At 62.8% G+C, this 17,163-nt stretch carries 13 protein-coding genes; 10 read left to right on the plus strand and 3 right to left on the minus strand.

Annotated elements, in window-relative coordinates; genetic code table 11:
• Positions 1-6: 6 nt before the first annotated feature.
• Both malE and yejK read right to left on the minus strand, forming a co-directional pair.
• On the minus strand, positions 7-1,188 hold the full coding sequence (gene malE, locus BGO64_RS01340) for a maltose/maltodextrin ABC transporter substrate-binding protein MalE (RefSeq protein ID WP_010674249.1): 1,182 nt from the start codon (positions 1,186-1,188) through the stop codon (positions 7-9).
• Between the two features lie 395 nt (positions 1,189-1,583).
• Positions 1,584-2,633 carry a nucleoid-associated protein YejK gene (yejK, locus tag BGO64_RS01345; RefSeq protein WP_286700039.1) on the minus strand — a complete coding sequence of 350 codons (1,050 nt, stop codon included), beginning with the start codon at positions 2,631-2,633 and terminating at the stop codon, positions 1,584-1,586.
• Between the two features lie 73 nt (positions 2,634-2,706).
• On the opposite strand from yejK, the gene BGO64_RS01350 reads away from it, so the two are divergent.
• The 10 genes from BGO64_RS01350 to hdfR all read left to right on the plus strand — a co-directional run bounded on the left by BGO64_RS01350 (position 2,707) and on the right by hdfR (position 15,890).
• Positions 2,707-2,934, plus strand: a complete 228-nt coding sequence (locus BGO64_RS01350; RefSeq protein ID WP_039038627.1) for a YejL family protein — start codon at positions 2,707-2,709, stop codon at positions 2,932-2,934.
• Between the two features lie 43 nt (positions 2,935-2,977).
• Positions 2,978-4,825 carry a DUF3413 domain-containing protein gene (locus BGO64_RS01355; RefSeq protein WP_286700040.1) on the plus strand — a complete coding sequence of 616 codons (1,848 nt, stop codon included), beginning with the start codon at positions 2,978-2,980 and terminating at the stop codon, positions 4,823-4,825.
• Between the two features lie 280 nt (positions 4,826-5,105).
• Positions 5,106-7,244: a TonB-dependent hemoglobin/transferrin/lactoferrin family receptor gene (locus tag BGO64_RS01360; protein WP_410488816.1), complete on the plus strand. Its 2,139-nt coding sequence runs from the start codon at positions 5,106-5,108 to the stop codon at positions 7,242-7,244.
• Positions 7,244-9,286, plus strand: coding sequence for a prolyl oligopeptidase family serine peptidase (locus tag BGO64_RS01365; RefSeq protein WP_286700042.1), 2,043 nt, complete (start codon positions 7,244-7,246; stop codon positions 9,284-9,286). The genes BGO64_RS01360 and BGO64_RS01365 overlap by 1 nt, the downstream gene beginning before the upstream one ends.
• A gap of 29 nt (positions 9,287-9,315) precedes the next feature.
• Positions 9,316-11,727 (plus strand): proprotein convertase P-domain-containing protein, encoded by a 2,412-nt coding sequence (locus BGO64_RS01370; RefSeq protein WP_286700043.1) that lies wholly within the window; start codon positions 9,316-9,318, stop codon positions 11,725-11,727.
• A gap of 50 nt (positions 11,728-11,777) precedes the next feature.
• Positions 11,778-13,136 carry an Lcl C-terminal domain-containing protein gene (locus tag BGO64_RS01375; RefSeq protein ID WP_286700044.1) on the plus strand — a complete coding sequence of 453 codons (1,359 nt, stop codon included), beginning with the start codon at positions 11,778-11,780 and terminating at the stop codon, positions 13,134-13,136.
• Positions 13,133-13,690, plus strand: coding sequence for an Lcl C-terminal domain-containing protein (locus BGO64_RS01380; protein ID WP_010674241.1), 558 nt, complete (start codon positions 13,133-13,135; stop codon positions 13,688-13,690). Before BGO64_RS01375 ends, BGO64_RS01380 begins: the two co-directional genes overlap by 4 nt.
• A 194-nt stretch (positions 13,691-13,884) precedes the next feature.
• Complete coding sequence (gene eco, locus BGO64_RS01385; RefSeq protein ID WP_010674240.1) at positions 13,885-14,367, plus strand: serine protease inhibitor ecotin; 483 nt, start codon at positions 13,885-13,887, stop codon at positions 14,365-14,367.
• A gap of 291 nt (positions 14,368-14,658) precedes the next feature.
• Entirely contained in the window at positions 14,659-15,015 is a 357-nt protein-coding gene (locus BGO64_RS01390; protein WP_010674239.1) for a MaoP family protein, read from the plus strand.
• A complete protein-coding gene (hdfR, locus tag BGO64_RS01395; protein ID WP_286700045.1) occupies positions 15,015-15,890 on the plus strand; it encodes an HTH-type transcriptional regulator HdfR in 876 nt (291 codons plus the stop codon). The genes BGO64_RS01390 and hdfR overlap by 1 nt, the downstream gene beginning before the upstream one ends.
• 114 nt (positions 15,891-16,004) lie before the next feature.
• Here the strand turns inward: hdfR and tyrA are convergent, their stop codons facing one another.
• On the minus strand, positions 16,005-17,144 hold the full coding sequence (gene tyrA / locus BGO64_RS01400; RefSeq protein WP_286700046.1) for a bifunctional chorismate mutase/prephenate dehydrogenase: 1,140 nt from the start codon (positions 17,142-17,144) through the stop codon (positions 16,005-16,007).
• Between the last annotated feature and the right edge of the window lie 19 nt (positions 17,145-17,163).

Below are 17,163 nucleotides of genomic sequence, written 5' to 3' on the forward strand. Positions count from 1 at the left end.
GCATGCTTACTGGACGATACGCTTGGCAGCGGTATCCAGGGCTTCGTCAACACCCTGACGGCCAGAGGTGACGTTCTTGAGGGCGGTTTCGAAGGAGGACCAGAAACGGCTCATCTCGGGCACGGACGGCATCGGTTCGCCGTTCTGGGCGTTCAGCATGGTGGCCTTGATGTTGGGGTCGGCTTCCAGGGTCTTCTGGAAGGACTTCAGGGCCACGGCACCCAGCGGCTTGTCGGCGTTCATCGGCGCCAGACCGGCATCGGTCAGCAGGTAGTTCTCGAGGAACTCGATGGCCAGATCCTTGTTCGGGCTGGCGGCGTTGATGGTGGCACCCAGTACGCCAACGAAGGCCTTGGCCGGCTTGCCTTTCAGGGTCGGCAGCTGGGCTACGCCATACTTGATACCGCTCTTGTCCAGGTTGCTCCAGGCCCAGGGACCGTTGATCATCATGGCCACTTCGCCCTTGTTGAACTTGGCGTCCATCACACCGTAGTCGATGCCCTTCTCCAGGTGACCGGATTTGATCATCTCGGAGATGTAGCCGACGCCGGCCTTGGCACCTGCGTTGTTCACGCCGGTGTCTTTGACGTCATAGCCGGTGGCGGTCTTCTTGAAGGCATAACCACCGTTGGCAGCCACCAGGGGGTAGCTGAAGTAGGGGGTGTCATAGGCCCACATGATGGCGCGCTTGCCATTTTTCTTCAGGTCTTCGTCGATCTTGGCGATCTCTTCGAAGGTCTTCGGCGGGTTGGGCAACAGATCCTTGTTGTAAATCAGGCTGACGGCTTCTACCGCGACCGGGTAGCCATAGGTCTTGCCATCGACGGTCATGGCATCCCAGGCGAATTGCTCGAACTTGGCCTTGGTGGCGGCATTCGGGGTCACGGGAACCAGCAGACCGGACTTGACCCACTCACCGTAACGGTCGTGAGCCCAGAAGAAGATGTCCGGGCCGTTGCCGGTGGCGGCGGCTTGCTGGAATTTGACTTCAACCTGATCCGGGTGGGCGACGGTGACCTTGATGCCGGTTTCGGCTTCAAACTTCTTGCCGACTTCGGCCAGGCCGTTGTAGCCCTTGTCACCGTTGATCCAGATGGTCAGCTGACCTTCATCAATGGCAGCAGTGGCAGAGCAGGCCACGCCCAGGGTAGCCAGACCGATCAGGGATGACAGCAATTTCTTTTTCATGAGCCTTTCCTTGTATTAGTTCCGCGCTGTAAGAGCATTGTGTGCAGATGAATATTATCCCAAGCAGTCAATGCCTCACATGACACGCCTCGCATTTTTGAAATGCAATTACGTATTTTCTTCCAGAAAGTTATGAAAACATTTTCTTATTTCAGCGACTTAGGAAGGAATATCCCCATATTTTTGCCAAGATATGGAAATTAAATTACAGAAAGGAAATTAATTTACGTCACTGAAAGGGGTTTCACCCCACTGAAAACCCTTTCATTCCCGATATTTTGTTCAATGTGTTAACAAAAGTACTGAGGTGGTTTCCATCTACATCACCCCCTTAAATAAAAAGGCACCGGAGCGGACTCCGGTGCCTTTTTGCAAGAAATGACGGCTGGATCACATTACGACTGGCGCAGCAATTGATCCTTGAGATTGGGCGGGACTCCCCTGATGGTCAGGGTGTCGGTCTGGGGATCGTAAAAGACCCGGTTGTTGAGCAACTTCTGCTCGAAGCTCAGGGTCAGGCCGCCACCGGAGCCCACAAACTTGGTCAAGCCCCGCAGGGTGGAACGGTCCGCCGGGAAGCGCTCCTCCAGCTCGTACTCCTGACCGATGAAGCTGTAAAAATCGAGGTCCCCATCACCGGGCAATTCCGCCGACAGCTCCTTGATCTCGATCTCCTCGCCGGCGCTGGCCTGCTCGGTGCAATATTTGAAGACCTGCTTCTTGTAGTCATTGCGTTCGGCCGGTTCGAGTTGGCGGCTGTCGCAGTAATCGTCCACCGCCTGCAGCAACCCCTTGTTCTGGATCTTGGCATCCATGCCCTCCCGGGCCCCCAGCAGATCCATGAAGAAATCCCCCAGCTTGCGACCGACCCGGCCCTTGCTGAAGGTGATATAACGACGCGAATCCCCCTGGGTTTTCCACTCGGTGAGATCGATGCGGGCCACCAGATTGAGTTTGCCGATATCCAGGTACTGGATGTGGCGCAGCTCCAGCGCCTCGCTCACGGTGACGCTCTCCTTGCCTTCCAGCAGGGCGATCATCAGGTAATCCACCCCCACATAGTTGTACTTGGCAATCAGCAACACCCCTTGCTCGTCCAGGGCATGCTCCACCAGCTGCCTGACCAGCATCTGGGTCAGGTTGACGGAAAAGGGGACGAACTCGGTCTGCTCCGCCAGCAGCTGCTCCAGGGCGATGCGAAAGGCAGGGGAAGGCTGCTTGGGGGCGTCTTCCCCCTCCGCCAGCTCGGCGACGGCGGCCTCGGGATCGGCGAAGAAGCCAAAGCCCTTTCCCCCCTTGCCGTTGTAGATGCGATGCAGCTCCGCCATCAGCCCTTGTACTGCCTCGTCGGCAGGCAGGGTCTGGCTGCGGGTATCGGCGTGAGGCTGGCCATCGTTGCCCGCCCGCAGGGAGTGAAGAATGATCTTGTCGATATCGAGACTCATGTCACAAAGCCATAGTGTTAGCCGAAAGGGTGAAGTATTATAAGGCGCTTTGAACCGAGGTGAACCCAAGATTATGCCCATCGTATCAAAGTACAATAACGAGCAGTTTGACGCCCTGATGAACGACCTGATCACCGCCCTGGAGAAACACAAGGCACCGGTGGATCTCAGTCTGATGGTCCTTGGCAACCTGACCACCAACATCATCAACGGCATGGCCCCGGCCCAGCGCCAGGCGATCACCGAGAAGTTCATCCAGGCACTCACCGCCTCGGTGGGCCATCGCCACGATGCGCACTGAGTTTCTTCGCATTCTTTGATGTTTTTCAAGCAGATGGATCATTATGGTCGAAACCGGCAACCCCTATCGCGATAATGTCTCTCGCCTGATCACCTGGGGGCATTGGTTCTCCTTCTTCAACATCATCCTGGCCATGCTGATCTCGACCCGTTACCTGGGCGCCATCAGCTGGCCGTCGACCACGCTCGGCGTGACCTATCTCGTCATCAGCTGGATAGGTCATTTCTCGTTCCTGAGCTTCGTCACCTATCTGCTGACCATCTTCCCCTTGAGCTTCATCCTGCCCAGGGAGAAGCCGCTGCGCTTCATTTCATCCATCATCGCCACCCTGGCGCTGGTGCTGCTGCTTATCGACACCCAGGTGTTCCAGCTGTTCAAGTTCCACTTGAATGGCCAGGTGTGGCAACTGCTGCTGGATCAGGCGCAGACCGAAGAGGGCTCTATCTGGAGCATCATCTTCGTGGCGGTGCCCGCCATCTTCCTGCTGCAACTGCTGCTGTCGGCCTATGTGTGGCGCAAGATCAACAAGCGCAAACGCCGCCAGTACGGCAATCAGGTGGGGCTGGCCCTGCTGGTCTGCTTCATCCTCACCCATCTGGTCAACAGCTGGGCGGATGCGACCCTGTATCAACCCATCACCATGCAACGGGCCAACTTCCCCCTCTCCTACCCCATGACCGCCAGGAGCTTCTTGGCCAAGCATGGCTGGCTCGACCTCGAGCAGTATGAGAAGAAGGCCGAAGATCAGGGAAGCGCTGAGCACCGTCTGCTCTATCCCTTGCGCCCCCTCAGCGTGAGCGCACCCAGCGATCACAAGAACCTGCTAGTGGTGGTGGTCGACTCCCTGCGAGCCGACATGCTCAACAACATCAACATGCCCAATCTGCAGCGCTACGCGGACAACCACTTCAATTTCCGCCAGCACATGAGTGGTGGCAATGATGAAGCCATGGGGATGTTCAGCCTCTTCTACGGGCTGCCCGGCCACTATTACGGGGACATCCGGGCCGACAAGCGCCCCCCCGTGCTGTTCGACGAGATGCTGCGCCAGGATTACCAGTTCGGCCTGTTCGGTGCACTGGAAGATGCCAAGCAGTATCGCCAGAGTCTGCTTGCGGGTCTGCGCAAGCAGGTCTTCGTCTCCCGCCAGACCGATGACCGCAGGCTCATCGACGACTGGCAGCAGTGGCTTGGCACGCGCACCGCGGACAGACCCTGGTTCTCTCTGGTCTATCTCTCTAGCCCGGGGGATTATCAGGTGCCCGCCAGCATCAAGGGCCCCTTCCAGCCCGAGTTGACCCGCTTCAACCCGGCCACTGCCTATCGGCCCGAGAACCTGCAGAAGCTGGAGAACCGCTACAAGAACGCGGTCTTCTATACCGATCAACTGCTGGAGCAGATGCTGACCCAACTGCAATTGCAGGGGCTTGATGATCAGACCATCGTCGTGGTCACCTCCAACCACGGTCAGGAGTTCAACGAGACCCAGAGCAACAGCTGGGGCTATGGCAGCAATTACTCGACCTATCAGGTGCAGGTCCCCCTGGTGCTGGCCTGGCCTGGTGCCGAACCTGCGCCCCAGGCGCAGGCGAGCAGCCACCTGGATCTGGTACCGACCCTGATGAAGAACATGCTGGGTGTACGCAACCCCTATCGTGACTACAGCACGGGGCGCAACCTGTTCGAAGCCAGTACACGCACCTGGCTGCTGGCGGGGGATCAGAATGACTTCGCCATCTATCAGGGCAACACCATCACCCAGTTCAACAAGCAGGGGGACTTCGAGCTGCTGGACCGCTACACCTATCGCCCCATCAAGCACGGCACCCCGGACATGGGCACCCTGATCCAGGTGATGAACGAGCTCAATCGCTTCTATCGCGCCCCCTGATCTGCGCCAGCCCACCTCCTTGAGCCCGCCCCTATGGCGGGCTTTTTCTTGCCCGCACCACACCCGTCCTCCTGTTTCCCATGGCGTCACTCGCAAACGTATGCCACCACCTTACTGATTTAACTCTCAAAAAATTCAATTCGATCAATGTCATAAAAACAAAATGATAATGATTGTCATTTATTGATCTGCTTGACTCCCTCTGCAATAATCCGCGCCCTTCAGGCTTAAATAATAATTATTCTCAAATATGAAAATTCGACTTCTTCACTACTGGCCCATGCTGCTGTCCGGTACGGCGCTGGCTGCCAGCGATCCCGCCGGGGTCGACACAACGGACATGCCCCCCGAACTCAAGGGGCGGGAAACCATCGTGGTCAAGGGACAGCGCATCGAACAGAAGCTCTCCGACGTGTCGGGTTCCATCACCGTCATCACGGAGGAGGATCTGGATCGCCAGGTTGCCACCGAGCTCACCGATGTGTTCAAGAACGAACCCGGCGTCTCGGTGACCGGTTCCGCCGGTCGCCCCCAGAACATCATCATCCGCGGCATGGGCGGCAACCGGGTACTCATCATCAAGGACGGGGTGCGGGTCAGCGACGGTTTTGGCGCCGACGACCTCAACGACAAGGTGGGCCGCTTCAGCTTCGATCTCGACGATGTCAAACAGATAGAGGTGGCCAAGGGAGCCGGTTCCTCCCTCCATGGCTCCGATGCCATCGGCGGCACCATCGTCATCAGCACCAAGCAGCCGGAAGATTACCTTCAGGGCCAGGATGCCTATCTCAGCAGCAAGGTGCTGCACGATGGCAGCAGTGACAAGCAGAAGCTGAGCGCCACCGGCGCCGCCCGGATACGGGATACCGAACACCTGCTGCGCCTCTCCGGCTGGCAGGGACATGAGACCGCCAACTACGACGAGAGCCGCATCCCGGCGGATCTGGATGGCCTCAGCGCCTCCACCAGCTCTCGCATCCAGCTGAACGAACATCATCTGCTGCGCCTCGAACTCGACTACTTCGAGGACAACGCCGAACGGGATCAGGGGCCGCGCGAAGTGCCCCAGCCCGATGGCAAGTGGCAGGTGCGCCAGTACCACGAGCAGGGCAGCCAACGCACCCAGGGGGGAAAGCTGGCCTGGGAGGCGAGAAACCTCGACACAATACTGGCCGACAGCCTCACCTGGAGTGCCTACGGCAATCACTCGAAAAACACCGCCAACAAGCGCAGCCTGCTGCAAAACGATCTGCTGAGCGGTTATCCGCGCTATCGCAGCGAACGGGAGCTCGCCACCTTCACCGAAGACAGGATCGGTACCGAGCTGGATGTGCGCCGGGATCTCGCCACCGGCCATCTCGCCCATCAACTCAGTTACGGCATCGAGCTGGAGCGCACCACCCACGAGCGGCCGGTGGAGAAGCTGAGTCTGGAGGCCGGCATTCCCCAACCCGGCCAGTCCGCCCCCTTCAGCCGCGCCCGTACCGACAGGGCCGGAGTCTGGCTCGGCGACGTGGCCAGCCTGGGCCAGTGGCAGTTCACCCCCACCCTGCGCATGGATCACCAGTGGCTCACGCCGCTGGACGGCAGCAACGACAGCAACCACAGCTGGCACCTCTCCCCGAGCCTGGCCACCAGCTACCGCTTCAACGACCAGTGGCGCAGCTGGCTCAGCTACGCCAACGGGTTCCGGGCGCCTTCCTACGACAAGGTGTACGGCAACATCCCCCACTACTTCGCCCTGCCGCCCTTCGAGATCATCGCCAACACAGGGCTCAAGGAGGAAACCAGCCACAGCATAGAGTGGGGGCTGAGTGGCGAGGGGGACAACTGGAGCATCAAGCCAGCGCTCTTCTACAACCGCTACTACAACTTCATCGACTGGCGCGAGGTGGGGCTGCGCCTGAGCGATGGTGTCATCCTGCGCCAATATCGTAACGTCGCCAAGGCCGAAACCTGGGGGGCCGAACTCGCCGCCAGCTACTGGCTGACCCAGGAGTGGGAGCTCGCCACCAAGCTCGGCTGGGTCGATGGCGAGGACAACAAAGGTGAAGCGCTGCGCACCCTGACGCCCCTCGAGGGCAACACCCGTCTGAGCTATCAGGCCAATGAGTGGAGTCTGGGCATTCAGGCGGACTATGCCGCCGCCATGAGCCGGGTGCCCACCTGCGGTAACAGCCTGACCGGCCGCCAGGGGGACTGCCTCGAAAGTGCCGGCTGGCTCAGTTTCGCCCTGACGGCCGACTGGCTGGTCACCGACGCCCTGAAGGTCAACCTCAAGCTCGACAACCTGTTCGACACCCGCTACACCCGCTATCAGGATGTGGCCGGGCTGGAAGCCGGGACCGATGCTTCCCTCTTCACCCAGAGCGGCCGCACCCTGAGTGCCAGCCTGCGCTACACCTTCGTGGGGATCTGATGCACAGCCTATTGATCCTGGCCAGCCTGCTGGCCACGCAGGCCCCCGCCTCCCCCCTGCCTGAGGCAACCCTGGAGGCCGCGCCCCTCATCCCCGAGCGCCCGCAACTGATGAAGGGGGAGATAGCCCGTCTCGATCCCTATGGTGGCTGGCGTGACGACAGCCGCCAGGATCCCGCCCTCCTGACGCTGCTGCGCGAGCAGAACCGCTGGACCGAGCAGCAGTTCGCCGGCCAGGCGCCACTGGTGCAGCGCCTGCAGACGGAGTGGCAGGGCCGGGAGCGGGGCGAACCCGTGCCGGACGACTGGCTGAGCCAGGCTGGCAGCCAGTGGCGCATGGAGGCGGACGGCAGCCTGTGGCAACGCAGCGACGCCAATGACGCTCCCCGAAAGCGGCTGGCTCCCCGCCAACCTGCCGAGGGGTATTACGAGCTCGCCGCCTGGGCCCTGCACCCGGACGGGCAACTGCTTGCCCTGGCCGAAGACCGCAGGGGAGATCGGGACTACCGCATCAGCCTGCTGGATCTGGCGAGTGGCGAGACACTGGCCTCTTTGCCTCACCGCGCCGGCGATCTGCTCTGGAGTCTGGATGGCAAGACCCTCTACACCCTCGCCAACGAGCGCCAGACCCTGCGCCCCTGGCAACTGCTGGCCTGGCAGGATGGCAAGGAGACCCTGGTGTATGAGGAGCGCGATCCCGCCTGGCTGCTCGGCCTCTATCACACCACGGATCGCCGCCACCTGGTGCTGCAAAGCAACAACCACGACAGCTCCGAGCAATACCTGCTGGACGCGGGTCGGGCCGACCTGCTCAAGGGGCGCGAGCGCGGCCTCGAGTACTACCTGGATACCCAGGGGGACAGGGTGCTGCTCAAGAGCAACCGGGACGGCGCCCTCGGCCTCTATCAGGTGGCCGACTTGAGCCTGGTGGCGAAGGGAGAGTGGCAACTGCTCTGGTCCGGCGAGGGCCGGGAACTCGAGAAGTGGCGCCTCTTTGCCCGGCACACCGTGCTGCAATACCGCAAGGAAGGGGATGACTGGCTCGATGTGCTGGATGCCAAGGGTGCGTTGACCCACAGCCTGCCGCTCACCGATGGCGCAGGCACGGCCTGGATCCAGGGCAGCCAGCAACCGGCCAGCGACAAGGTGCTCATTCGCCGCCAGGGTATGGCCGAGCCACCTCACCAGCGCTGGCTGGATCTCTCCTCCGGCGCCTGGGAGGGGACACCCGAGACCAGGGACACCTCCCCCTATCAGAGCGAGCGACGCTGGATCGCGGGCAAGGATGGGGTCAAGGTGCCTGTCTCCCTGGTCTGGCGCAAGGGCATTACCCACCCCAGGGCACTGCTGCTCTACGGCTATGGGGCTTACGGCACCCCCATGCGTCCCTACTACCAGCCCCGGGTGCTGAGCCTGCTGGATCGCGGCTTTGTCTACGCCATCGCCCATGTGCGCGGGGGCGGTCTGCTCGGCGAATCCTGGTACCGGGAGGGTCGTGGCCGGGACAAACAGCACAGCGTGGATGATTTTCTCGCCGTGGCCGATGCCCTGGCACGGGATCCCGCCATCGATCCCGCCCGGCTGTTTGCCATGGGCGGCAGCGCCGGCGGCCTGCTGGTGGCTGCGGCACTCAACCAGGCGCCCACCCGTTTCGCCGGGGCCGTGCTGCAAGTTCCCTTCGTCGACCTGCTGGGCACCATGCAGGATCCCGAGCTACCCCTCACCCGGCAGGAGTACGCCGAGTGGGGCAATCCGGCCATCCCGGGTGACTATGCCGCGATGCGCCGCCTGAGCCCCTACGACAACCTGCACAAGGCCCCTTATCCCCCCGTCTATGTGACGGGCGGCCTACACGACAGTCAGGTGCCCTACTGGGAACCCCTCAAGTGGATAGCCCGCCTGCGATCCCATAGCACGGGAACAGGCCCCTATCTGCTGCGCACCGAACTCGACGGCGGCCACCTGGGCGCCCCCCGAACGGCGGCGCTGCGTGCGGCGCAGGAGTATGCCTTCCTGCTCACCCTGGCGGGCGTCAACCACTGACCCCTTGTCCTCTTTTTCTGGAGTGAACCATGAAACCCTCTTCCCTGGCCCTCTGGCTGGCGGCAACCCTGATCTCATCGCCGCTGCTGGCGGCCGATCTGCAGTTTGTCGATGAACAACCCTTGACCACGACGCCGAAGCGCTGGCTCGAGCAGCGCCTCGGTGTGCTCCTCGCCCCCGACTACGACAGGGCCAGCCTGCTCGGCCACCATTACAGCTTTCGCCAGCGGGTGAACGGCCTGCCGGTGGCCGCCACCCAGGCCGCCGTCAGTGTCGACGGGGACGGCCGCCCCTGGCGCCTCTATCACAACCTGCGCCCCTTGCAGAGCACAGCGCCCGGCTGCGATGCCAGCGGCACCCTGGATCCCCTGCTCGCCACCCTGCGCACCGACGGCAACCAGATAGAGACGCTGGGACCGGTCGAAGCCTGGTACTGGCGAGACGGCGATACCCTGGTGCCAGCCCTGCGCCAGCGGGTGCGTGAACACAAGGCAGGCAATGCCAAGGCCAGCCAGGTGCAGCTGTTTGCCCGTTGCGACGGGGAGCAGGAGCTTGGCCGTCTCGGGGATCAGGCAACTACCCACCCTCTGCATGTCGCCGACGCAGGCGATCAGCAGGTTCAGGCCCGGGTGTTCGACCCAGATCCCCGCACCCGCCTGCAGGACGCCAGCCTGGTCTGGCACGATGAGCTGGTGCTGGCACAGGCCGCCTACCAGGATCCGGTTCCCCTGCCGGTGAGCCTGCAAGCCGGGCAGTATCGCCTGAGCGGCCCCCATGCCAGGGTGGTGGATGTCATGGCCCCCGAATCGGCCCCCTACAGCAGCAGTGACGTGCAGGGTTTTCGCCTGACCCGGGACGATCGCGGCTTTGCGGACATCAACGCCTACTACCATCTGGATCTCGCCCAGCGCCACCTCAAGGCGCTCGGCTTCACCGAGCTCATCCCCGGGGCGCTCGACATCGACACGGACGCGGGCTATCAGGACAACTCCCTCTACGATCCGTTCGAACGCAGGCTGGAGCTGGGTCGCAGCGGCGTGCCCGATGCCGAGGATCCCATGGTCATCTGGCACGAGTTCGGCCACGGGGTACAGCACCACATCCTGCCAGATCTCGGGGAAGAGGGTGACTGGGGAGCCATCGGCGAGGGCTTTGGCGACTACCTGGCCGCCAGTCATCGCCAGCGCAGCGAAGCCGGTCGCCAATTCGAACCCGCCATGGTGTTCAACTGGGATGCCCGCTTCACCGACCGCACCCCGCGCCAGCTCGACGATCTGCGCGCCCGCTACCATCCGGACTACCGCTACCCCGCCCACCGCACCATCAACGGCAGCAACGGGGATCAGCTCTGGGGCACCCCGCTGTTCCAGGCCCTGCTGACGGCGGTGGCCGAGCACGGTGAGGCGGCCAGGGACGAGTTTGATCGCGTCATCATCGAATCCCACTTCGGCCTGGGGCCGGCCATTCGCATGCCGCAACTGGCCCGGATCACCGTGGATACTGCCGCCCGTCTCTACCCGACGCGAGCCTATGCCCGTCTGCTGGAGCAGGCATTTCGCCAGCACGGGCTGCTGCAAGCTCCCGTCAATATCGCCCTCGCCGAGGGGAGCGCCATCCCGCTGGGGCAGCGCCAGTCGGTGCAGCTGACCCTCAGCAACCCGGGCAAGGGGGAGGTGACCCTCAACGAGCTGGCCCTCACCCTGCCAACCGGGTTGCAGGCCGATCCTGACAACTGGCAACCAGCGACCCTGGCCGCCGGTGCCAGCATGACCACCACCCTGCGCCTGCTGGCCCAGAGCCCGCTCGCCTGCGGCGACGAGGCGAGCCTCTCGGTGAATCTCGCCATGAGCAGTACCAGCCCCACCGAGCGCCAGTGGCAGCAATCCCTGACCCTGCCCATCGGCACCCCCGTCATCAGCCGGGCCAGTGGTCGGTCTCAGCGACTGAACGATGCCCAGAGCGAGGAGGTGCGCGGCCTGAGCGAAACCAGCCTGCTGCTGGAGAAGAGCGATGCCCGTGTGAGCGACAGGCTGCAACTGAGCCTGGATCTGCAGCATGAGGCGCTGGATGAGCTGGAGATCTGGCTCAGCTCCCCCGCCGGCACCCGGGTCCAGCTCTGGGACAAGGGTTACAGCCCCCTGCCGAGCCTGAAAGGGGTCTTCCCCACCGAGTTGCAGTCCCTGCAACCCTTCAGCGCCTTCGAAGGAGAACCCCTGGCCGGTCGCTGGACCCTGGAGGTGGTGGACAGCAAACCGGGCAATCAGGGTCTCCTGAACGGGTGGAGCATCAGCCAGCGTACCGGCGCCCAGTGCGGCAACACCGTGCCCGTGCCGGATGACGGCATCATCCGCTTCGATACCTCGGACAGCAGTGGCGGGGGGGCCTTCCCCCTGCTCTGGCTGCTGCCGCTGGCCCTGTGGCGCCGTCTGCGTCGCCTCTGACTCTCCCTACATAAAGAAGAGAGGGGCCAAGGCCCCTCCAAGGACACACCATGACCATGAGAATGACCCCGATCGTCTGCCTGCTGGCCCCCCTGCTCAGCGCCTGTGGCGGCGGTTCGGACGAGGCTCCCCTGACCGCGCCGGACTACCGCCTGACGGTCAGCCTGCCCGCTGCGGGCACCCTGTGCATCAACCTGAACCAGAACGACGGCTGCGAAGCCAATGAGCCCGCCGTCAGCGGCGAGGCCGGTGCCCACTCCCTGACCCGGCGCCACCCTGATCTGCTCACCACTCCCCTGCTGTTCATTCCGGCGGATCCCGCCGCCCTGCCCCTGGCCCACCCGGCGGCGCGCCAGGACAACCAGCACCTCACCCCCAGCCCCCTCAGCACCCTGCTGCAAACGCGTATCTCGGACGGGCTGCCACCGGCTCAGGCCCTGACGGACGTGCTGTTCGCCCTGGCGCCCCTTCACCCCGGCCCAGATCTGGCGGCACTGGCGCAGCTGGGCGACTTCAACCGCGCCCTCGCCGAGCTGGCCCTCGCCGCCTTCGATGACGAGGCCACCCTGCCCGCCAGCGAACGCCGTCAGCAGATCTGGCAAGGCCTTGTCACCCTGCTGCCCGAGCTCGCCCGGCACTTTGCCGCCAGCCCCGAGCTACTGAGCCAGCAGGCCAGACTCGCCGCCGTGCTGATGCAGCAGCAACCCCGGGCGTTGGTGACCGCCAGCGGCGTCACCACCTACACGGACGGGGTGGATTATCTGCTCACCCAGGAGCCTGCGGATCACCCGGGCCAGGAGGCAAGCCTGGGCCAGGCGCCCCTTCGCTATCGCAAGCTGGACGGCAAGGGGCAACCCCTGGCGGACAATGCCGACGAGTGGGAGTGCGTGGAGGATCTCAATACCGGCCTCGTCTGGGAGAAGAAGCTGGCGGATCCGGACAGTCCGAGGGATCTGCACCGCACCTTCGCCTGGGAGTTCGACAACTATCACCCGACCCAGGAGGAGCGGGATTACGCCTGCCCCGAAGGGGAGGCCATCTGCACCACGGAGCAGTACCGTCAGTGGCTCAATGCACAGCAACTGTGCGGCATCACCCACTGGCGCCTGCCCCACGCCCGTGAGCTGATGAGTTTGCAGCACTACGGCTCCCTCGCCCGCCAGGATGGCCAGCTCGTCACCCTGGATGTGCGCTACTTCCCCGATGTCGGCACCGGACTCAATGGCTTCGATGGCTATTACTGGAGCCAGACCCTGACCCCGTCCCGCCGGCTGGAGAGCGCGCCTCTGAGCGCCATCGCCCACATCTTCCTCGGCGAGGACACCGGTGCCGACTATCCCACCCCAGTTCAAAACAGCAATGACGCCAACGGTCTGCAACTGCGCCTGGTGGCCGAGGTAACCCGATGAACAAGTATCTTCTGACCCTGCTGCTCACCCTGTGCAGCCCCCTGGCACTGGCCATCGCCATCTGCGACGACGCCCTGCCCCGTACCAGCCCCACCGCCCGTTTCCAGGATCACGGCAACGGCACCGTCACCGACAGGGGCACCGGTCTGACCTGGATGCGCTGCCAGCTCGGCCAGACCTGGCGCAACCAGAGCTGCGAGGGGGAGCCCACCCGCCTCTACTGGCAACAGGCACTGCAGACGGCGGAACGGATCCGCACCGAACCGAGCCATGCCCTGTATGGCTTTGGTGGTCATCACGACTGGCGCCTGCCCACCATCAAGGAGCTCGCCAGCATTCTGGAGTCCGCCTGTTACAAACCGGCATTGAACGAAACCATCTTCCCCCGCGCCATGGCCGGGGATGGCAAGGAGGTGAACGACGGCTATGTCTATCTCTGGTCTTCTACCCCGGTGCCGGCCCTTCAGGGCGTCGCTTACCTGGACATCACCAGCGGCTCCGTCGCCCAACGCGCCCCCCGCTCTTGGGCGAAACAGGTTCTGCTGGTGAGGTGACAGCCTGGCCATGGGGGCCACCCGGCCCCCTGTTTGACACGAGGCAAGAAGCGCCAGGGTGACCCTGGCCGTCAAAAAAGCATCAAATTGCGTCATGTGATGCCTGTTCAGGGCGGTTTTGCACGCCGCAGCGCTGGCATGAAACCGGCAGAGCGGTTAGTCTAGCGGCGTTGAACCAATCCCAAGAGGTACAGATGAAAACCGTGTTGCGTTTTAGCCTGCTGGGCGCCTTGTTATTGGGTGGCCATGCCTTCGCCGCCGAACCGAAAAAATTTGATATCAGCATGTTCCCCGCCGCCGAAGTGAACCAGGAACGTGTCGTGATCCGTCTGCCGGAAGTCGAGAACGAAGCCGACATGATGGTCGAGCTGCAAGTCGGCAAGAAGATGCTGGTCGACTGCAACCTGCCCCGCTTCGCGGGCAATCTGGAACAGCACAGCGTCAAGGGCTGGGGTTACAACTACCTGACTCTGGGCCAGGTCACCGGCCCCGTCAGCACCCTGATGGCCTGCCCGGACGGCCAGAAGAAGGAGAGTTTCGTCCAGATCTACGGTCAGGGCTTCTTCGTGAACTACAACTCCAAGCTGCCCTTCGTCATCTATGTGCCCCAGGAGTACGAGGTGCGCTATCGTCTGTGGCGTGCCGACAACCTGGCACAGCCAGCCATGATTGAGTGAGTGCCGCGCACTCGGGTTCAGCTCAGTCATGATGACAAAAAGGCGCCATACGGCGCCTTATTTTTAGCTTCCGAGCCCGTTTTTGAGCGGTTTTTCCTGTACAAAATCTGACATAACTCCACTATTTTTCAGGCTTTTTTGTGCAGCGCACCGCAAAATGCCCCCTCGGGATGCGACAAACCCTGTTCGATAAAAGATATTTATTAACATAGTAAGAAAATTGATTTTGCACTCTGCGACGGCCTGATGATACTTGCCCGCAAAGGTCAAACTAACCAGAACAAGAGCACTATGAGCTTCGAATCAGACAAGCGTTTCAACGACTTCAAACATTTTCCCCGTGGCCTGCGTCGCAGTGGCGAATTCACCGTGGCCGAAGCGGACAGTCTGGAAAAATATGGCACCGTGATGCTGGCGCTCTATCAGGGCAACCTGGCCCCGCGCGATGACGTAGAAAGTGCCTTTATCGAACAAGTCAAATCCGGCGCAGCCGGCAACAACCCCCACGCCAAGGTGTGGTTCAAGTATCTCAAAGTCATCGGCCCCAAGCGCGTGCACCGTCTGTGCACCGTCGCTGGCGGCGCCAATGAAGATGCGGGTGGCAGCTTTGAAGGCGGCGGTGGCGGCAGCGACGAGTCCCTCGATTAATGGATACCGAGCTGCTTCGGACCTTCATCGAGGTCAGCAAGACCCGGCACTTTGGCCGGGCGGCTGAAAATCTCTACCTGACCCAGTCGGCGGTGAGCTTCCGGATCCGCCAGCTCGAGCAGCAACTCGGGGTCAGCCTGTTTGCCCGTCATCGCAACAACATCCGCCTGACTGCCTCCGGTGAGCGTCTGCTGCCCTACGCAGACGCCATTCTGCATACTTTGGGGCGCGCCAAGCAGGACGTGGCCCTCTCCCCCGGTTTCAGCCAGCAGCTTGCCATCGGTGCCCCCGCCGTCTTCTGGGAGCTCGACTTCAACGACTGGCTGAACCATGTCTATGCCCTGGCCCCCGGCCTCGCGGTGCGCCTCGAAACGGCCTCCCGCGAGCACCTCTGTCGCCAGCTGCTGGAGCGCTCCCTCGATCTCGCCCTGCTCTCCGAGCCGACCAAGATCGACGAGATTGCCCTGCACCCCATCGGCGAGCTGGTGTTCGAACTGGTGAGCCGGGAGCCGGCCGCAAACGCCGACAGCTTGATGCAGATGCCCCACATTCATCTCGACTGGGGCACCAGCTTCGAACCGCCATCGAGCCGATTGCAGAGCCTGCAGAAGACCCCGGTGCTGCATTCGAGCTCCGCCAGCATGGCCCTGCAATTCGTACTGGCCAACGGCGGCGCCGCCTACCTGCCAAGGCGCATGGTGAACCCCTTCCTGGAGCAGGGGCAGCTTCATCTGGTGGAAGGGGGCCAATCCCTGAGCCGCCCGCTCTACCTCGCCTATCTGGAGAAATCCGACCGACGGGAGCTGATCGATCAGCTGCTCACCCTGCCGCTGGGCTGGCATGACGCCGACTTGCGTCAACCGCCTGCCGAATGAAACAGGGCGATTTCACGCCCAGACCAGTGTTTTCATCTACCGTAGTTATCGGTGCAGCACAAACAACATGAAAAAGGGGCCATCAGGCCCCTTTTATATAGATGTCTTTGTGCATCAGCAGTGATGGCGACGGTCGTTGGCCTGGGCCAGCAGGGTGCGGCTCTCGCGCAGGAACTCCTCCGCCCGCTCGCCGAAGAAGCCGGAGACCTGGCTGAAGGCCTCGATGAAGCCCTCCCTGTCGCCCCGCACCAGCAGGCCCAGCGCCTCGCCGAAGTTCTGGTAGTAGCGGCGGATCATCGCGAGGTTCTGCGGTGACGACAGAATGATGTCGGCATAGAGGTGGGGATCCTGGGCAAACAGTCGCCCCACCATGGCGAGCTCCAGCCGGTAGATGGGGGAGCTCAAGGCCAGCAGGCGGTCGATGTTGGCCTGCTCCCGGGAGAGGTGCCAGCCGTAGGCGAAGGTGGCGAAGTGGCGCAGCGCCTGAATGAAGGTCATTGCCTCGTCGTGGGCCCTGGCCTCCACCTGCTGCAAACGCGCCCCCCAGATGGTCATCTGTTCCAGCAGCCACTGGCTGGCGGCGGGATCGCGTCCCTGACAGCAGACGATCACCTGCTTGGCGAGGCTCGCCACGTCCGGCCCGAACATGGGGTGCAGCCCCAGCACAGGCCCCTGGTGTACCGCCAGCATATGGGCAAGCGGTTCACTCTTGACGCTGGTCACGTCCACCAGCAGGCAGTCCGCCGGCAGGTTGCCGAGCCGGTCGATCACCTGGCAGGTGACGTCGATGGGCACCGCCACCATCACCAGCCCGGCGCCGTGCAGGATCTCGTCGGCGCGCGGCCAATCGGCCTGACCCAGGGTTTCGACCCGGTAACCCGAGAGGCTGAACAGGTTGCCGAACAGGCGGCCAAGCTGCCCCTGGCCACCGATGATCACCACCTTGCCGAGCTCAGGCTTCATGCACTTGAAGTGGTGCTCCTTGTCGCTGGCGGACTCCAGAATATAGGATTCGCGCATCACCCGGCGCAGCACATCTTCGATAAGGTCCCCCGGCACCCCCAGTGCCTCGGCCTCGGCGCGGCGGCGGGCCAGCATGCTCGCCTCCCGATCCGGTGCATAGATGGGCAGGCCGTGCCGGCTCTTCACTTCCCCCACTTCCCCCACCAGGGCGAGACGGGCAGCCAGCAGATCAATCAGCTGCTTGTCCACCGCATCTATCTTGTCCCTGAGGGCATTCAACTCTTCCGCCATGTCCAGTCCCTGCTGGCGC

Origin of the sequence: Aeromonas sp. 62-46, from assembly GCF_001898585.1 — a bacterium.
Classification (GTDB): Bacteria; Pseudomonadota; Gammaproteobacteria; order Enterobacterales; family Aeromonadaceae; genus Aeromonas; species Aeromonas caviae.

Coding starts and splice junctions, on each gene's coding strand:
- malE (WP_010674249.1), bottom strand. CDS start 1,188: ATGAAAAAGAAATTGCTGTCATCCCTGATCGGTCTGGCTACCCTGGGC.
- yejK (WP_286700039.1), bottom strand. CDS start 2,633: ATGAGTCTCGATATCGACAAGATCATTCTTCACTCCCTGCGGGCGGGC.
- BGO64_RS01350 (WP_039038627.1), top strand. CDS start 2,707: ATGCCCATCGTATCAAAGTACAATAACGAGCAGTTTGACGCCCTGATG.
- BGO64_RS01355 (WP_286700040.1), top strand. CDS start 2,978: ATGGTCGAAACCGGCAACCCCTATCGCGATAATGTCTCTCGCCTGATC.
- BGO64_RS01360 (WP_410488816.1), top strand. CDS start 5,106: ATGCTGCTGTCCGGTACGGCGCTGGCTGCCAGCGATCCCGCCGGGGTC.
- BGO64_RS01365 (WP_286700042.1), top strand. CDS start 7,244: ATGCACAGCCTATTGATCCTGGCCAGCCTGCTGGCCACGCAGGCCCCC.
- BGO64_RS01370 (WP_286700043.1), top strand. CDS start 9,316: ATGAAACCCTCTTCCCTGGCCCTCTGGCTGGCGGCAACCCTGATCTCA.
- BGO64_RS01375 (WP_286700044.1), top strand. CDS start 11,778: ATGACCATGAGAATGACCCCGATCGTCTGCCTGCTGGCCCCCCTGCTC.
- BGO64_RS01380 (WP_010674241.1), top strand. CDS start 13,133: ATGAACAAGTATCTTCTGACCCTGCTGCTCACCCTGTGCAGCCCCCTG.
- eco (WP_010674240.1), top strand. CDS start 13,885: ATGAAAACCGTGTTGCGTTTTAGCCTGCTGGGCGCCTTGTTATTGGGT.
- BGO64_RS01390 (WP_010674239.1), top strand. CDS start 14,659: ATGAGCTTCGAATCAGACAAGCGTTTCAACGACTTCAAACATTTTCCC.
- hdfR (WP_286700045.1), top strand. CDS start 15,015: ATGGATACCGAGCTGCTTCGGACCTTCATCGAGGTCAGCAAGACCCGG.
- tyrA (WP_286700046.1), bottom strand. CDS start 17,144: ATGGCGGAAGAGTTGAATGCCCTCAGGGACAAGATAGATGCGGTGGAC.